This is a genomic window from Parabacteroides sp. AF17-3 (assembly GCF_003635445.1).
In the GTDB taxonomy this organism is placed as follows: domain Bacteria; phylum Bacteroidota; class Bacteroidia; order Bacteroidales; family Tannerellaceae; genus Parabacteroides; species Parabacteroides goldsteinii.
This window is the reverse complement of sequence record NZ_QTMM01000002.1, coordinates 177,157-192,790: the sequence shown is the minus strand read 5'-3', so window position 1 is coordinate 192,790 and position 15,634 is coordinate 177,157. Positions and strand designations below refer to the sequence as shown.

Below are 15,634 nucleotides of genomic sequence, written 5' to 3'. Positions count from 1 at the left end.
ACCAGTTTATTCACTCAAAATAGTCAGTTCCGCTCCCGTTGCGAAATCCTGTCCGTTCTGTGAACTCAGTGCGGTGAAACGGATGTAACGTCCTTTTACCGGTTTGTCGAAGAGGACTTTCTTTTCGTCCCGATTATTCGCGAACTGGCCTTTGCAGACAGGCTCACCCCAATTCTTGCCATCGGAGCTGACCTGGATGGAATATTCTTTGATATTACCATTGTTGCTGTCTTTGCGAGGCATATAGATAAAGCCTTTGAATGCTTTCTCTTCGCCGGCATCCAGATCTACCCAGTGTGGATATTTGGCTACTGTGACAGAATACATACTGTGCCAGATCGTATTCGGATCGCCGTCTACCAGGTGTTTGGCATCGCCTTCGCCAACCTCTTCGCTGCTGGCGTAGATAACCTCTGTCTGGATGCTTTCCAACTTATTGAAAGTCTTTGTCGACTTGATCTCCGGATTGTTCTTTAACCAGGCAGTGATTGTTCCGCCTTCGCGCATCGGGATAGCTCCGGTATATTCTTTCGCTTTTTTCTCTTTGCCGATCGTGTAGCAGAAGACAGCATCCTTATCAATAGATGATAATTCAACCATACCTACACGGGAACGGGTGATGGAGAAAGGAATCTCACCGGCGGCCGATACCTGTGCGGCAGCCGACAGGTCTTGTGTGGCCGGGCGGATGATAAAGCCGATATTGTTCTGTCCGGCAAATACACGGTCATGAATCAATGGGCCACCTTGTCCGCAACTGTTACCTCCCAAACCTGTAACGGCAAGATCAAGATGCAGATAAGTGTCACCGGCCTTCGGTAACTGATAAGGATGTCCGGCCAATGTCATATCGAGTGCGGAATATTGCAAAGCAGAAGTAGAAAGGCGGTTGGTTGCCACAAAGAGAGCTCCCTTGCCGGCCTTGTCGGTCAGTGCACACCAGCGCACATCTTCGTGATTACCCATATCCTGCGGTTTCGGGAAGTTCACGAACTGGTCGGCTACGGTCGATTTATATTGTTCGATAAACTGTCCGGCTTTACGATCGGCATAGTTTTCAACCGGACCACGTCCGTAGTATGTATAGTTTTTATAACGCTGAGGAACGATCATCCGGTAGCCTAAACGTGGCAGTACCAGACTTGAATTGTTGGAGGTGATGCTGGCTTGCAGTTCGATGGAACCGTCACGGTAGATGGTCCATGCCTGGTCGGTCGTGAACTTGAAGTCGTCTTCGCCGAAGGCTTTATCGGTCAGTTCTTCCACTTTGTTCTTGCCGCTGGATGTTCCGCCCAGTATCTTGGCTGCATTGGGAGCCTGCGATTCTATGGTGTAGAACAATACCATGGAACCGTCTTTCCGCTTGATCACTTTGGACGCGGTAGCTTTATGTTTCAGATTATGCAAGCCGTTTTCGAACCAGCTTCCGTAGAACCAGTTATCGTTGTTCGTGAAGGCACGGAAAGCATCCAGTTTCGGACCGTTACCGTCGGCAATGATTGTTTCGCCACCATAATTCAGATTATAGATCGTACCGCTTTCATTGTCGAATGTGACATTGAAGTTATCTCCTTTGATCGTAGAGAAGCGTGCGTCCGACTGTTTTTCGAGAGACAGTTCTCCTGCTGAGGCATTTGCCACTTCGTTGATGGCAGGTTTGCCCACAGATGCTTTGACTGGAAGTTGTTCTTCTGCCATTACATAACCTTTGGGGGCCCAGGGTTTGTCCTCTTTCAGCAGAAACTGAACTTTAACGAAATATTCGTTGTCCGCTTTCAGTTGGCTGTACGTATAAGGAATGGCTACCTGCACACGTTTACGTGGTGAAACCTTACCCGGATTCAGGGAACCGCTTTCCACTTCTTTGCCGTTTTCATAAAGCGACCATTTCACATCGTAATCGGACAGATCGTTGAAATAGTATTTATTGAATAGCTCGAAAAGGCCTTTCTGTGCATCGACTTCTGTGACGCCGATATGCTGGTATACCTTTTTCACTTCATAATACTGCGGTTTCGGTTCCAGGTCGCCGAACACGATACCGTTCATTACGAATTGACCGTCGTTGGGCGTATCGCCGAAGTCACCGCCATAAGCCAGGTAGCGTTTGCCGTCGGGGGTATAGTTGTAAAGAGACTGGTCCACCCAGTCCCAGATGGCGCCACCACAGAAGAAGTTGGTCGACTCCATTGCATCCCAGTAATCAACCAGGTTACCGCAGGCATTCCCCATCGAATGGGCATATTCTGAGATATGGAACGGATACTTGATGTCATAATCGCCTTTCACGGCACCGCGCACCCAAGAGATAGACGGATACTGGTTGGAACCCATATCTACGATTTTATTGTTGCGCTCGTACTGAACGGGACGTGACAGGTCTGCTTTCTTTAAAGCATCGTAGGCCTCTACGAAGTTGTGTCCCGGACCGGCTTCATTCCCCAACGACCAGATCACGATAGACGGATGGTTGATATGGGCGTTTACCATTTCCATGACACGTGCCACATGTGCATCCCGCCATTCTTTCGGGTGGGACAGGGAGGCCTGGCCATAGTAATATTCGTGCGATTCGATATTGGCTTCATCTTCCAGATAAAGACCATATTTGTTACACAGGTAATACCAGTACGGATCATCCGGATAATGTGAGTTACGAACGTGGTTTATATTGGCGCGTTTCATCAGCATCACTTCGTCTTCCATCATTTTGCGTGTGATGGCATGGCCTACGGACGGATTACTTTCGTGACGGTTCACACCTTTTAGTTTGACAGTCTTGCCGTTTACGTAATAGTAACGTCCGGCCAGTCCGAACTCGTCTTCAGATGCCGGTGTATCCTTGATTTCTACCTTGCGGAAACCTACAGTGGTGGAAACCATATCGATCGTTTTATTCTTTTTATCTTTCAGTTCGGCAACCAGTGTATAGCGGTAGGGCTGTTCGGCCGACCATTTATTGGGCGCTTTCACTTTGACGGTCATCAGGTTCTCCGTTGTTTCATCCGGGTTGATCCGTTCGATGACAGGCGATAAGAATCCATCGACAAGTGTATTTTCGTCTGAATAGAGTTTATTGGCATAAAGCGAATAATACACTTTATAATTCTTGATTGCTTTTTTATCGAGGTTACGAATGTCTGCCTTGACGGTCAGCGAACCGTCGGTATATGTTGCATCCAGATCGGGTGTCACCACCAAATCGCGGAAATGCACTTTCGGTGTCGAATAGAGCGCAACGGTCCGGAAGATACCCGGTAGACGGAACATATCCTGTGCTTCGAGGAACGAGCCGTCGGAACTGCGATACACTTCGGCTGCCACAATGTTCTTTCCTTTTTGAAGATAAGGAGTAATGTTGAAATTGGCTGCATTACGGGAGTTTTTGGAAAAACCTACATAATGGCCGTTAATCCATAAGTAGAAAAAGGAATCTACTCCGTCGAAACTGATAAATACATTACGTCCGTCCCAGTCTTCCGGGATGGTGAACTCACGACGGTAAGAGCCGACTTCGTTACGGTCTTTAAAGGTCGTCCAGTTTTCCGGTGGGGTACGCATCACGCCTCCCCGCCAGTCGTCGACAGCCACTTTGTGCTGGAAGATAACCGGTTGGTTCACGTAAATAGGGGTACCATACTTCTGTGTCCCGTCTTTCTGAAGACCGACAATGTTCCAACTGGATGGCACGGGGATATTGTCCCAGCCTGATACATCGAAGGAGGGTTGATAGAAATCCTTCGGACGTTCTTCGGGCGTACGGGCCCAATTGAATTTCCAATCTCCGTTCAGAGATTGCCAGTAGGCACTGTTTTCCGGTAATACTTTCCGGGCACTCTCCAGATTCTGGAAGGAGAAGAACCAGGCACGGGGTTGTTCTTTGTTCAGCGCAAGGTTTTCGGGTGATTCCCACTCGTTCCCTTTCGGCGCTTGTTCTGAGGCATACTGATAGCCTTTCAGTAAATCTACTGTCGCATAGCTTTGAAATGTCAAGCAGCATAGTAATAGACAGAATGCTGATTTTTGCATATGAGTTTTTCTTCTTAAGGTGAGAAATAGGCTTCAAATTTAATACATTTATCGGAGAGTCTGTTGCTTACTTCGTGTTTTATTTATCTCATTGCGTTTCCTCCCGTATGATAAATTATGAATCTGGTATAGTAAATGCAGTAAACTCCGATTCGTTTGCATCTTTAGCGTAAACGAACTACATTTGCCGTAAATAGTGTGCAGATGAAAAAGTTACTTTGCTTTTTGCTGATGTTACTGGTCGCTTTGCCTTCCCTGACAGCTCAACGGAAGAAGGTTGGAGTTGTATTAGGCGGCGGGGGTGCAAAAGGTGTAGCTCATATTGGGGTGTTGAAAGTCTTGGAGGAAGCTGGTATTCCGATCGATTACGTGGCGGGGACGAGTATGGGTGCCATTGTCGGTGGCTTATATGCCATCGGGTATACGCCGGCGGAAATAGATACGATGGTGTTGGAGCAAGACTGGACCATGCTGCTCAGCGACCGGATCAAACGAAGCAGCCTTACCTTTCCGGAAAAGGAAAACTCCGAACGATACATTCTTTCCCTGCCTTTTGGGAAAGATAAGAAAGACCGTGTCATCCAGGGGATGATAAAAGGACAGAACCTGATGAACCTCTTTTCCAACCTGACGATCGGTTATCATGATTCCGTGGATTTCAGAAACTTCAATATACCTTTTGCCTGTGTCGCTGTGGATGCAGTCGATGGGAAGGATTATGTGTTCCGTAAAGGCAGCCTGCCGCTGGCGATGCGTGCCAGTATGGCGATTCCGGCAGTGTTTACCCCTGTCCGACTGGATAGTATGGTGCTGATAGACGGCGGGTTGAACGATAACTTCCCGGTAGATGTCGCCCGGGAGATGGGCGCCGACGTGATTATCGGTGTAGACCTGGGTACCAGTGATTTGAAGACGCTTGACAAGCTGAACAGTCCCGGTGATGTGATCGGGCAGATTATCGCCTTACACGGACATGATAAATATGCACGTAATAAGGAGCAGACCGACCTGTTGCTCCGCCCGAATATGACCTCTTATAATGCCGCCAGCTTTAGTACGGTTGCACTCGATACGCTGATCCGTCGCGGAGAGCAGGAAGCCTATGCCCATTGGGATGAGATCATTGCACTGAAAGAGAAAATAGGAATAGCGGAAGATTCCTGTCCGGAAGAGCATGGACATGTCCGGAAATCTTACCCCGCGCTGCCTACCGACAGTTTCTATATCCGGACGATCTCCTTTGTCGGTACCGATCCGAGGGACGAAAAGTGGTTGATGAAGATCAGTGGTTTGCGGGAAAACAGCCGGATCACGTTGCACGAACTCCATCATGCCATGTCTGTGCTGATCGGCTCCAATGCCTATTCGAATGTAGATTATATGCTGACCGGCGAGCAACAGCAGAATTTGGTGCTGACGGCACAAAAAAAATCAGTCAGCTCTGTGAACCTGGGTGTGCGTTTCGATTCGGAAGAGGTCATCGGCGTCTTGGTGAATGCCACTTTCGATCACCGGGCCCGCAACCATTCGAAGCTGGGATTTACCGGGCGTGTCGGGGGGAAGACTTCGTTTGCCCGCCTGGATTATGCCATCGAAAGGAATCCTTTGCGCAACCTGAACCTGGCCTACCAGTTCACTTACCAGGATCTGGATATCTACAAGAAAGGCGATAAAACATTCAATACCAGCTATACCCATCATTTTGCCGAGTTCGGATATTCGGATATGAACTGGCTGAATTTCAAATTCAAGCTGGGATTGCGTTATGAATATTATGATTATAATTCCTTCCTCTATACTGGTGATAATAACCAATACGAGGTAAAGCCGGAAGGTTTTATCAGTTATTTCGCTATGGCACATCTGGAGACGTTCGATAAGCGGTATTTCCCGACCAAAGGTGTTTCTCTGAAAGCGGACTATTCTTTTTATACGGACAATTTCGTTAGTTATAACGGGCATGCACCATTCTCTGCGGTGGGTCTGAATTTCACATCTGTCATACCTGTTACTTCCCATTTCAGTATCTTGCCTTCCCTGTATGGCCGCGTACTGATCGGTGGAAACCTGGCCTATCCTTTCCTGAATGCGGTCGGGGGAGAGGTGGAAGGACGGTATGTGCCCCAGCAGCTGCCGTTTGCCGGAATCAACCGGATGGAGATATTCGACAACTCGGTAGCCGTTGCCCGCCTGCATTTCCGTCAGCGTATTGCAGGGAATAACTATATTTCCCTGATCGGTAATTATGCGATCCATCATGATGACTTCTTCCACCTGCTGAAAGGGAAAAGCGTATGGGGCGGAAGTCTTGGATATGCGTATAATAGCATTGCGGGACCGCTAAGCGCGACTTTCAGCATGTCCAATCAAAACACTAGCCTTCAATTTTATTTGAATTTGGGATTCTCGTTCTAGTTTTTGTTGTACATTTGTTATCCGTTAATCAATCAAATACAAAGAGATACATGAAACTTACACGAATTACAGGGATAGCCGCTGGTCTGTCCCTTCTGATAGCCGGTATGCAGGCACAGGTTAGTCTGCCGGCTGTTTTTACCGACCATATGGTGTTACAGCAGAAAAGTGAAGTGCCCGTGTGGGGCTGGGGATCTGCAAGTGCTACAATCAAAGTTGTCGGAAGCTGGGCTCCGCAGGATACGGCAACGACTGTCGTCCGTTCGGACGGAACCTGGGATACCACCCTGAAAACGATCGGGGCGGGCGGTCCCTATACCTTATCGGTCCTGGGCGATGGCACCCGTGAACTGAAAGACGTCATGCTGGGCGAAGTATGGCTGTGTAGTGGCCAGTCCAATATGGAATGGACTCCGATGCACGGTATCGACAACAGCGAAGAAGAGGTCGCCGCCGCCAATTATCCGAATATCCGTTTCTTCCATATCCCCAAACGCGGGGCCGCAACCCCGCAGAATAATTGCGAAGCATCGTGGGCACCCTGTACCCCAGACAGAATGAAGAGCACCAGCGCTATAGCTTACTTCTTTGGACGTGACTTGCAAAAAGACATGAATGTTCCTGTCGGCCTGATCGTGTCTGCCTGGGGAGGTACTCCGGCCGAGGTATGGGTACCCGAAGAACAGGTAATGAACAATCCCCGGATACGTGATGTGATGCCCGATAAAACATATCCCTGGTGGCCCGTAGAGCCGGGTGTACTGTATAATCAGATGATTAGTCCGGTCGTGCCTTATGCCCTTGCCGGCGCTATCTGGTATCAGGGCGAATCCAACCGCGATCATCCGGATTCGTATGGAATCCTGCTGAAAACGATGGTCGAGAGCTGGCGTAAGAGTTTCAAAAAAGACTTTCCGTTCTATCTGGTGCAGATCGCACCGTTTACCTATAATGCCGGCGATAATGGCGCAGCTTTGGTTCGCGAGCATCAGGAATGGGTGGCCCGTACGGTTCCGGGGGCCGGGATGGTCGCTGTTTCAGATTGTGTGGCAGATGTAAAGAATATCCATCCGACCGATAAGCAAAGTGTAGGACAACGTCTGGCGAATATGGCATTGGGCAAGATATACGGCCGGCTCGATTCCGGATATGAAAGCCTTCTGTTTGAAAGTATGACCATCGATAAGAACAAAGCTGTCATCTCTTTCCTGCATGCCGGTAACGGGTTGATGTGTAAAGATAAGGAAATTACCGGGTTCATGATAGCCGGCGAAGATGGTGTCTTTGTGCCTGCCAAAGTCCGGATCAAAGATAATACGGTCGTTGTAACCTCTTCCAAAGTGAAGAAGCCTGTCGTGGTGCACTATTGTTTCGATGATGCGACCATCGGCAACCTGTTCAGCAAGGAAGGTTTGCCGGTCGCTCCTTTCCGTACCGACAGAAACTGGAAGAATGAATGATATTATTCTCTATCTTTGTGGGTAAAACAGACAGACAATATGAATAAAGAGATTATACAATTCCTGAAGGAATTAAGCGTAAACAACAACCGGGAGTGGTTTCAGGCAAACAAGGACCGCTTCGATGTCCTGCACAAAGGATTTATCGACGAAGTGCAGGAAGTAATCAACCGGATTGCTCTGTTCGATCCGCAGGTAGCAGGCCTGGAATCGAAGGATTGCCAGTTTCGCATCTACCGCGATCTGCGTTTCTCGCCGGACAAGACACCTTATAAGGTTCATTTTGCAGCTTATATGGCCCAGGGCGGACGTGCCAGCGAGCGGGGCGGATATTATATCCATCTCGAACCGGGTGCCTGTATGCTGTCCGGTGGCGTATGGTGTCCTCCGCCTAAATTATTGAAAATGCTTCGCCAGGATATTTACGATCACATCGACGAGTTTGTCGGTATCATTGAAAAGCCATCCTTTAAGGAAGCCTTCCCGGTGATGGAAGGGGAGGTTCTGAAGCGTATGCCGGCCGGTTATCCGACCGATTTCAAATATGACGAGATTATGAAGCATAAAGATTTCTGTTTTGCGGCCAACTTGCCGGACGAGTTCTTTATGGCGGACGACTGGATGGATCAGACCTTAAAGCGATTCGAGGAGTTACTGCCGTTTAATAATTTCCTGAATTATACGGTGGATGAATTTTTAGGAAGAGTATAAAGAATAGCGAGGGTATTTCAACTGATTGATATACCCTCGTTTTCTTATCAAGACAATGCCGCAATAGCCGTCCCTATCAGATTCGCATTATTCATTTTGTTCACATGAACTTTCACATCGCCTATTCCAAGCTCATTCAGTAACTTTTCCAGTTCTTCCATTACGAGCACATTGTAATCTTTATCTTTCCTGTTAATACTCCAGAACATACTTCCTTCGGCTACCAGGCATACTTTTTTGATATCCTTATTATAGGAAACTAATAAAGAGACCAGTCCTGCGAGCGAAGCAGCGACCAATTGTGCGGAACGGTTATATATCCAGTGGGCAACCTGTACATATTTATCTTTATGAATATCCGGATAATTCATGATAGTCGTCAGCTTCTGCGCATCAAACTTTTCTTCGAATTCATCCAGCGGAAAGGTCGATTTCAATATCTCTCCCAGATACATGCCGGAGACGGCTTTCTCAAAACGTTGCATGCCATGGCTGTCGGAGCAGGCATCGACCGTGTCGTCGACAGTTGTCAGATAAGGGGGATGGAAGTTTCCTGATTCTAGATTGACAGGGATTAGCCCGTGTGCCTGTACGGAAGAGGGTAATTTTGTAATCTTTTCGGCAGGAATAAAGGTCGCCATATTGGTTCCCGTTCCGACTATAAGTCCGATATAGGCGTCATAACTACTGTCGGTAAGTCCGGCGAACAGGCTGGCTACTGTATCATTAAGAACCTTTATACTTGTAAACCCGGGGGTATTTCTGTCATTCAGATAGTCGAGCAGAGGTTTCCCTACCGGCTGTCCGAGCATTTCTTTGATATGCACTCCCTTTGTCCAGTGCAACAACCGGGCATCCCCGTCGGGAAGCGATTCGGCTGCGTACGAGAAGCAATAACCGATCGGCATTTCCTGTTCCCGCTTGATCTCTCCGATAGGGTCAGCCAGTTCCTTGAACAGTTCGTCACGGGTGAAGCCGGGAGTTTTCATTACCGACAGATCTTTTTTCCAGCCGTTTTCAGGATGGATAGTCGGTTTGTCGTTATTAAAGTTGACTGTTGCCACTCGGTAATTCGTACCGCCCAGGTCGAGAACGAGGGCTTTACCGTTTATGTTTGTACTTTTGGGGGTGATGAATGTCGGGATACATTGTATCTCTTGGCCGTCTTTTGCCAGACCTTCTTCTACTTTCTGTCGCAATGAAAGAGCAATCTCTTTCAATTGGTCATTTTCCAGTTTAAAAATATTTCTCTCCATGATATACCGATTTAATTTGGATGCTAATATCCTTCTTTTATTTCTAAATAACAATCGTGAGTGTATATTTAGTTCTGAATAATGCAGCTGATGATGAAAAAAACTATTAGTGTCAATTCGTAAGTGAGTTGGCTTTTTCTTTTGGCTTATTAAGAAAATAGAGACTGAAAACAATGTTATTTTGATGTTGTAAATCGTTTTTCTTATAAATTGTAAGCTTTGTGCTGTTTTGTATGTGTTGGGTTGTGGTTTAAAATAGTTAAATAAGTCTATTATGCTATCAATATGTCAGAATATATTTGGTTATTACCCGAAAACTGTGTTCATTTGCACGCAATTTGAAAGTAAATCTTATAAGTAATATATTTATGAAAGCTTCGATTTTAAGAAAAGAAATTTTGTCATTTGTTGTTTTGTTCGTTTGCAGTCTGGCAATGAGTGCCGCTTCTCCCAGAAACTATCTGTATGATACGAAGGAAGAGAACGGAAAGATCGTTTCAAAAGTAATATTCCTACAGGAAGAAGGGCTTTTGAACAAACAGGTGAAATATGAATTCGCCTACAATGATAACGGCAAAGTCGCTGAGAAAAAAGCGTACCGCTGGAATCAGGCAAAAGAGACATGGGATCCTTATTATCTGATTACATATCAGTATAATGAAGACGGAAATATCACTTCCGAATACGGAATGTGGGACAAAAAGAAGAAAGATTATAGCCTGAACACACAGAAAATGCTTGTTCCGGCAACCAATTATGAGGAAATTTTCTCATAATACCTATTTTAAAACATTCATAGACACACACGAAAGTGGCGCGAATAACAAAAGACGTGAGTCCCTGTTATTAGCGCCACTTTTATTTTGGTAAATAGTCCTCTTATTTGATGATCTTTTCCAATTCTGACAAATTGTTAGCAACTTCCTCATCTGTTACTTCGTAGTTTGTCAGGTCGCCGGCCAGATACTGGTCGTAAGCAGCCATGTCGATCAATCCGTGACCGGACAGGTTGAACAGGATCGTACGGGCTTTACCTTCTTCTTTCGCTTCCAATGCTTCGCGGATAGCAACGGCAATAGCGTGTGATGATTCCGGAGCCGGAATGATACCTTCCGCCTGGGCAAATAGGGTGGCTGCCTGGAATGTATCCAACTGTTTTACATCGTATGCGCTCATTAAACCATCTTTCATCAACTGGCTGACAATAGAACCGGCGCCGTGGTAACGTAGACCACCTGCGTGGATATTTGCCGGGGCAAAATTATGTCCTAACGTGAACATCGGGATGAGCGGTGTGTAGCCGGCTTCGTCACCGAAGTCATACTGGAACTGTCCGCGTGTCAATTTCGGGCAGGAAGCTGGTTCGGCGGCAATAACACGTACATCTTTTCCTTCCGTCAGTTTATGGCGCAGGAAGGGGAATGTAATACCGGAGAAGTTTGAACCGCCACCGAAGCAACCGATTACAACGTCCGGATATTCGCCGGCCATTTCCATCTGCTTTTCTGCTTCCAGGCCGATTACTGTCTGATGCAGCATAACGTGGTTCAATACGCTACCTAATGTATATTTGCAGTTCGGAGTTTGCATTGCCAGTTCTACCGCTTCCGAAATAGCCGTACCCAGGCTGCCCTGATAATTCGGATGGTCGGTCAGAATCTTACGTCCCGCTTTTGTACTCATACTCGGAGAAGCTATCACCTGTGCACCGAATGTTTGCATGATAGAGCGGCGGTAAGGTTTCTGATGGTAGCTGACCTTTACCATATATACAGCCAGTTCCAGGCCGAAAGCCTTGGCGGCATAAGAGAGGGCGGCACCCCATTGTCCGGCACCTGTTTCCGTGGTGATATTGGTAATACCTTCCTGTTTGCAGTAGTAAGCCTGTGCGATAGCCGAGTTCAGTTTATGCGAACCGATCGGGCTGACGCTTTCGTTCTTAAAGTAGATATGTGCAGGAGTATCCAGCATCTTCTCCAGTCCGTAAGCACGAACCAGCGGAGTCGGACGCCATACCTTATATAATTCGCGAACTTCTTCTGGTATTTCAATCCATGCATCTGTCGTGTTCATTTCCTGGTGTGAAGCACCTTTGGAAAATAAAGGATACAAGTCTTCTTCCTTCAACGGCTGCTTTGTCTGCGGATTTAAAATAGGAAGTGGTTTGTTCTTCATGTCAGCCACAATGTTATACCAGGCTGTAGGTATGTCTTTCTCCTCCAATAAAAACTTTTTAGTACTCATAATTCTTTATGTAGTTTACATTATTAATCATTTTGGCCTTTCAGGCTTACAACTTGGAAGCAAAGTAACAAATAATATTTCGTTCTTCAAATTGAATAAACAAAAATATATACCTTTGCGCCTTCAAACTAGACAAATAGATAACAAACGACAACGATGAAAAAGCTGGCTCTGCTATTGGTAAGTATGCTGACTTTGTTTTCCGCAACTGCCCAGAAGAAAAACTTCACTTACAAGTTTTATGGTTTTGTACGTGGTGACCTGTTCTACAATACCCGTGCAAATATGGCTCCGGTAGACGGAAACTTCTACCTTTTCCCTTTGGATGAAAAACCGGATGCTGACGGGAAAGACCTGAATGCGACTCCCAACGGTAGTTTTTATACGTTCACTTCCCGCCTGGGATTGAGTGTGACCGGCCCGAATGTCGGCTCGGCTCGTACTTCAGCTTGTCTGGAGACTGACTTCGGCGGCTTTTCGGGAAGTACGACTATGTTGCGTATCCGCCAGGCATGGGTAGCGTTAGATTGGGATAAGAGCAATGTATTGATCGGTCATACCTGGCATCCGTTATTCGGTTCCGTATTTCCGGATATGCTGAATCTGTCGACAGGCGCACCTTTCCAACCTTTCAACCGCAGTCCGCAGATTCGTTATCAATACAAGGCAGGTAATGTAAAACTAACCGCTTCGGCTATATGGCAGTTGCAATACACGTCGAGCGGTCCGAAAGGGATGAGCGAAGATTATATAAAGAATAGTTGTGTGCCGGAGTTTTATGTAGGTGCCGATTATACGTCCGGCAATGGTTGGCTGGCAGGAGCTGGTATTCACCTTATTTCTTTAAAACCCCGTACGACTTCTGAGATAAATGACAAAGTATATAAAGTAAATGAGCGTATGACGACATATTCATACGAAGCTCACTTGAAATATACCGGCCGTAATTATACCTTTGCAGCCAAAAGCCTGATGGCTTCCTGTCTGGACCAGACGGCCCTGATCGGTGGCTATGGTATTAGTTCTGTCGATCCGAAGACCGGCGAGCAGGAATATACTCCTTTCCGCCATTCGACAACCTGGGCGAATTTCACCTATGGCACGAAATGGAAAACGGGACTATTCCTGGGATACACCAAGAACCTGGGGACGGATGATGAGCTGACAGCCTCGAAAACAGTTTACGGAATGGGGCTGGATATCGATCAGTTGCTGACGGTAAATATGAATTTCTCTTATAATCTGCCTCACTGGCAGATCGGACTGGAATATTCTCCGGCAACGGCCTGGTATGGAACGATCGACCAGAAGAACGGTAAAGTGGGAAACACTCACGCCATAACCAATCACCGCATATTGGGATTGGTTATGTATTATTTCTAATTTGAACGCTTTTAAATGAGAACGAGACTAGGTATGTTTTTATTGGCCGGATTGTTAGCTGTAACGTCCGGTTATGCACAGAAGAAGAATTTTTCGTATAAGTTTTACGGACAGGTTCGTGGTGACTTGTTCTATAATTCCCGTGCCAATTCCGAGATAGTAGACGGTTTGTTTCATCTCTATCCGAAAGATATCTCTCCGGATGCAGATGGCAATGATTTGAATGCTACGGCAAACGGTAGCTTTTACCTGTTATATTCCCGTTTAGGGATTGATGTGGCAGGGCCGAGTGTCGGCAAAGCTAAGACAACCGCTAAATTGGAAGTGGATTTCCGTGGTTCGGGAAGTAACTTTGCCATGATTCGTGTGCGGCATGCCTATGTAAATCTGGATTGGGGAAAATCGGCTGTCCTGATCGGCCAGACCTGGCACCCATTATTCGGTGATATCTTTCCACAAATGTTGAACCTTTCCACCGGAGCACCTTTCCAGCCGTTCAGCCGTAACCCGATGCTTCGCTATCGTTATACCAATCAGGGATGGAGCCTGACGGGGGCGGCTATCTGGCAGTTGCAGTATCTGTCCACCGGACCGAACGGAAAGAGCGAGGAATATATAAAGAATAGTTGTGTACCGGAATTTTATGCCGGTGTCGATTATAAAACCAACAATTGGATGGTGGGTATTGGTGCCGATCTTATTTCGTTGGCACCACGCATAAAATCCGAAGTCGGAGATAAGACTTATAAGGTAAAAGAGCGTGTTACCTCCGTTTCTGTCGAGGCGCATGCCCGTTATACGGATGATAACTGGAAGATTTCGGCAAAGACGATTATGGGAGAGAATCTGGCTCATCTCTGTATGCTGGGTGGTTATGGCGTCAGCAGTATAGACAAACGTACCGGCGAACAGGAGTATACGTCTTACCGTCATTCAATGACCTGGTTGAACGTGGTGTATGGTAAAAAATGGCAACCCGGATTGTTTGTCGGATATTTGAAGAACCTGGGGGCAGGCAAGGATATTGTCGGACCGACTTATGGAGTGGGCCTCGATGTGGATCAGGTCTTTACCACTAATCTGCAGCTGTCGTATGTGTTGCCTCACTGGAAACTGGGAGTGGAGTATAGTCCGTCTCTGGCTTGGTATGGCGACCGTACACTTGCCGACGGACGTATTCGTGATACCCATTCAGTAACCAACCACCGTATATTAGGTGTATTAATATATTCATTCTGATGAAAACGCTGATAATTGGAGCAAACGGTTTTACAGGCAGACGTATTTTGCAACATCTGTCCCTGTGTGGTGGGTATGAACTGACAGGATGCTCCCTGCATAAAGATATTCAGCCGGAGAGTAATACCCGTTTCGTTCAGGGGGATATCAACGATCATCCGGCCATTGGGCGATTGATCGGGGAGATGCGTCCTGATGTCGTGATAAATGCTTCCGCACTTTCCGTACCCGATTATTGTGAGTCCCATCATGGAGAGGCGCATGCCGCCAATGTACTTGCCGTTGAAAATATGGCGCGTTGCTGTGAACAGGAAGGTAGCCGTTTTATTCATCTGTCGACCGATTTTGTCTTTGACGGAAAGAATCGTTCTTTATACATCGAGGAAGATATTCCGGCTCCGGTGAATTATTATGGCCTGTCGAAATATCAGGGAGAATTGGCCGTGGCTGCCAATTGCAGTAATTATGCGAATGTCCGCGTGGTCGTTGTCTACGGAAAAGCATTGCCGGGGCAACATGGCAATATTTTGCAACTGGTAAAGAACCGCCTGGAAGCTGGTCAGCAGATACGGGTCGTTTCCGATCAGTACCGTACGCCGACTTGGGTAGAGGATATTGCTGTCGGAGTAGAAAAACTGATGCATGTTTCTCTAAACGGTACCTGGCATATTTGTGGAGGCGAATGCCTTTCGATAGCCGATATCGCTTACCGTGTTGCCGATTATTTCAAGCTGGACCGTTCATTGATTATCCCGGTCACCACCGAAGAAATGAACGAAGCGACTCCACGTCCCCGTTTCAGCGGGCTGAGCATCGAAAAGGCAAAACGTGAGTTAGGCTATACTCCTCATACCCTTGAAGAAGGAATGGCGGAGATGAGATAGAATCATATATAAC

10 protein-coding genes are annotated in these 15,634 nt (G+C 46.9%); 7 read left to right on the top strand and 3 right to left on the bottom strand.

Translation table 11 applies throughout. From position 1 onward, the window contains the following. Window positions 1–6: 6 nt before the first annotated feature. Window positions 7–4,029 carry a glycoside hydrolase family 2 TIM barrel-domain containing protein gene (locus tag DWW91_RS03045; protein WP_122326916.1) on the bottom strand — a complete coding sequence of 1,341 codons (4,023 nt, stop codon included), beginning with the start codon at window positions 4,027–4,029 and terminating at the stop codon, window positions 7–9. A gap of 204 nt (window positions 4,030–4,233) precedes the next feature. Here DWW91_RS03045 and DWW91_RS03040 point away from each other — a divergent pair, with 204 nt between their 5' ends. Genes DWW91_RS03040 through DWW91_RS03030 form a run of 3 tightly spaced genes read left to right on the top strand, consistent with a single transcriptional unit; the run spans window position 4,234 to window position 8,615 of the window. Further along, window positions 4,234–6,444 (top strand): patatin-like phospholipase family protein, encoded by a 2,211-nt coding sequence (locus DWW91_RS03040; protein ID WP_009860026.1) that lies wholly within the window; start codon window positions 4,234–4,236, stop codon window positions 6,442–6,444. Window positions 6,445–6,494: 50 nt separating this feature from the next. Continuing rightward, window positions 6,495–7,904, top strand: a complete 1,410-nt coding sequence (locus tag DWW91_RS03035; protein ID WP_122326915.1) for a sialate O-acetylesterase — start codon at window positions 6,495–6,497, stop codon at window positions 7,902–7,904. A 39-nt stretch (window positions 7,905–7,943) separates the two neighbouring features. Beyond that, entirely contained in the window at window positions 7,944–8,615 is a 672-nt protein-coding gene (locus DWW91_RS03030) for a DUF2461 domain-containing protein (protein ID WP_009860024.1), read from the top strand. A 47-nt stretch (window positions 8,616–8,662) separates the two neighbouring features. Here the strand turns inward: DWW91_RS03030 and DWW91_RS03025 are convergent, their stop codons facing one another. Continuing rightward, the gene (locus tag DWW91_RS03025; protein ID WP_009860023.1) at window positions 8,663–9,871 is read right to left on the bottom strand and encodes a hexokinase; all 1,209 of its coding nucleotides are present in this window, start codon (window positions 9,869–9,871) and stop codon (window positions 8,663–8,665) included. Between the two features lie 368 nt (window positions 9,872–10,239). Here DWW91_RS03025 and DWW91_RS03020 point away from each other — a divergent pair, with 368 nt between their 5' ends. Further along, window positions 10,240–10,647 carry a DUF3836 domain-containing protein gene (locus tag DWW91_RS03020; RefSeq protein WP_010800871.1) on the top strand — a complete coding sequence of 136 codons (408 nt, stop codon included), beginning with the start codon at window positions 10,240–10,242 and terminating at the stop codon, window positions 10,645–10,647. 103 nt (window positions 10,648–10,750) lie between these two features. On the opposite strand, the gene DWW91_RS03015 is transcribed toward DWW91_RS03020, so the two are convergent. Beyond that, window positions 10,751–12,115, bottom strand: a complete 1,365-nt coding sequence (locus tag DWW91_RS03015) for a TrpB-like pyridoxal phosphate-dependent enzyme (RefSeq protein WP_009860021.1) — start codon at window positions 12,113–12,115, stop codon at window positions 10,751–10,753. 156 nt (window positions 12,116–12,271) lie between these two features. On the opposite strand from DWW91_RS03015, the gene DWW91_RS03010 reads away from it, so the two are divergent. From DWW91_RS03010 to DWW91_RS03000, 3 genes are read left to right on the top strand one after another with little or no spacing between them, the layout of a single operon-like run. Then, window positions 12,272–13,498, top strand: a complete 1,227-nt coding sequence (locus DWW91_RS03010) for a hypothetical protein (protein WP_010800869.1) — start codon at window positions 12,272–12,274, stop codon at window positions 13,496–13,498. Window positions 13,499–13,513: 15 nt separating this feature from the next. Continuing rightward, window positions 13,514–14,737 carry a DcaP family trimeric outer membrane transporter gene (locus DWW91_RS03005; protein WP_009860019.1) on the top strand — a complete coding sequence of 408 codons (1,224 nt, stop codon included), beginning with the start codon at window positions 13,514–13,516 and terminating at the stop codon, window positions 14,735–14,737. After that, the gene (locus DWW91_RS03000) at window positions 14,734–15,621 is read left to right on the top strand and encodes an SDR family oxidoreductase (protein ID WP_199722551.1); all 888 of its coding nucleotides are present in this window, start codon (window positions 14,734–14,736) and stop codon (window positions 15,619–15,621) included. The genes DWW91_RS03005 and DWW91_RS03000 overlap by 4 nt, the downstream gene beginning before the upstream one ends. Window positions 15,622–15,634 lie beyond the last annotated feature (13 nt).

Coding starts and splice junctions, on each gene's coding strand:
- DWW91_RS03045 (WP_122326916.1), bottom strand. CDS start 4,029: ATGCAAAAATCAGCATTCTGTCTATTACTATGCTGCTTGACATTTCAA.
- DWW91_RS03040 (WP_009860026.1), top strand. CDS start 4,234: ATGAAAAAGTTACTTTGCTTTTTGCTGATGTTACTGGTCGCTTTGCCT.
- DWW91_RS03035 (WP_122326915.1), top strand. CDS start 6,495: ATGAAACTTACACGAATTACAGGGATAGCCGCTGGTCTGTCCCTTCTG.
- DWW91_RS03030 (WP_009860024.1), top strand. CDS start 7,944: ATGAATAAAGAGATTATACAATTCCTGAAGGAATTAAGCGTAAACAAC.
- DWW91_RS03025 (WP_009860023.1), bottom strand. CDS start 9,871: ATGGAGAGAAATATTTTTAAACTGGAAAATGACCAATTGAAAGAGATT.
- DWW91_RS03020 (WP_010800871.1), top strand. CDS start 10,240: ATGAAAGCTTCGATTTTAAGAAAAGAAATTTTGTCATTTGTTGTTTTG.
- DWW91_RS03015 (WP_009860021.1), bottom strand. CDS start 12,115: ATGAGTACTAAAAAGTTTTTATTGGAGGAGAAAGACATACCTACAGCC.
- DWW91_RS03010 (WP_010800869.1), top strand. CDS start 12,272: ATGAAAAAGCTGGCTCTGCTATTGGTAAGTATGCTGACTTTGTTTTCC.
- DWW91_RS03005 (WP_009860019.1), top strand. CDS start 13,514: ATGAGAACGAGACTAGGTATGTTTTTATTGGCCGGATTGTTAGCTGTA.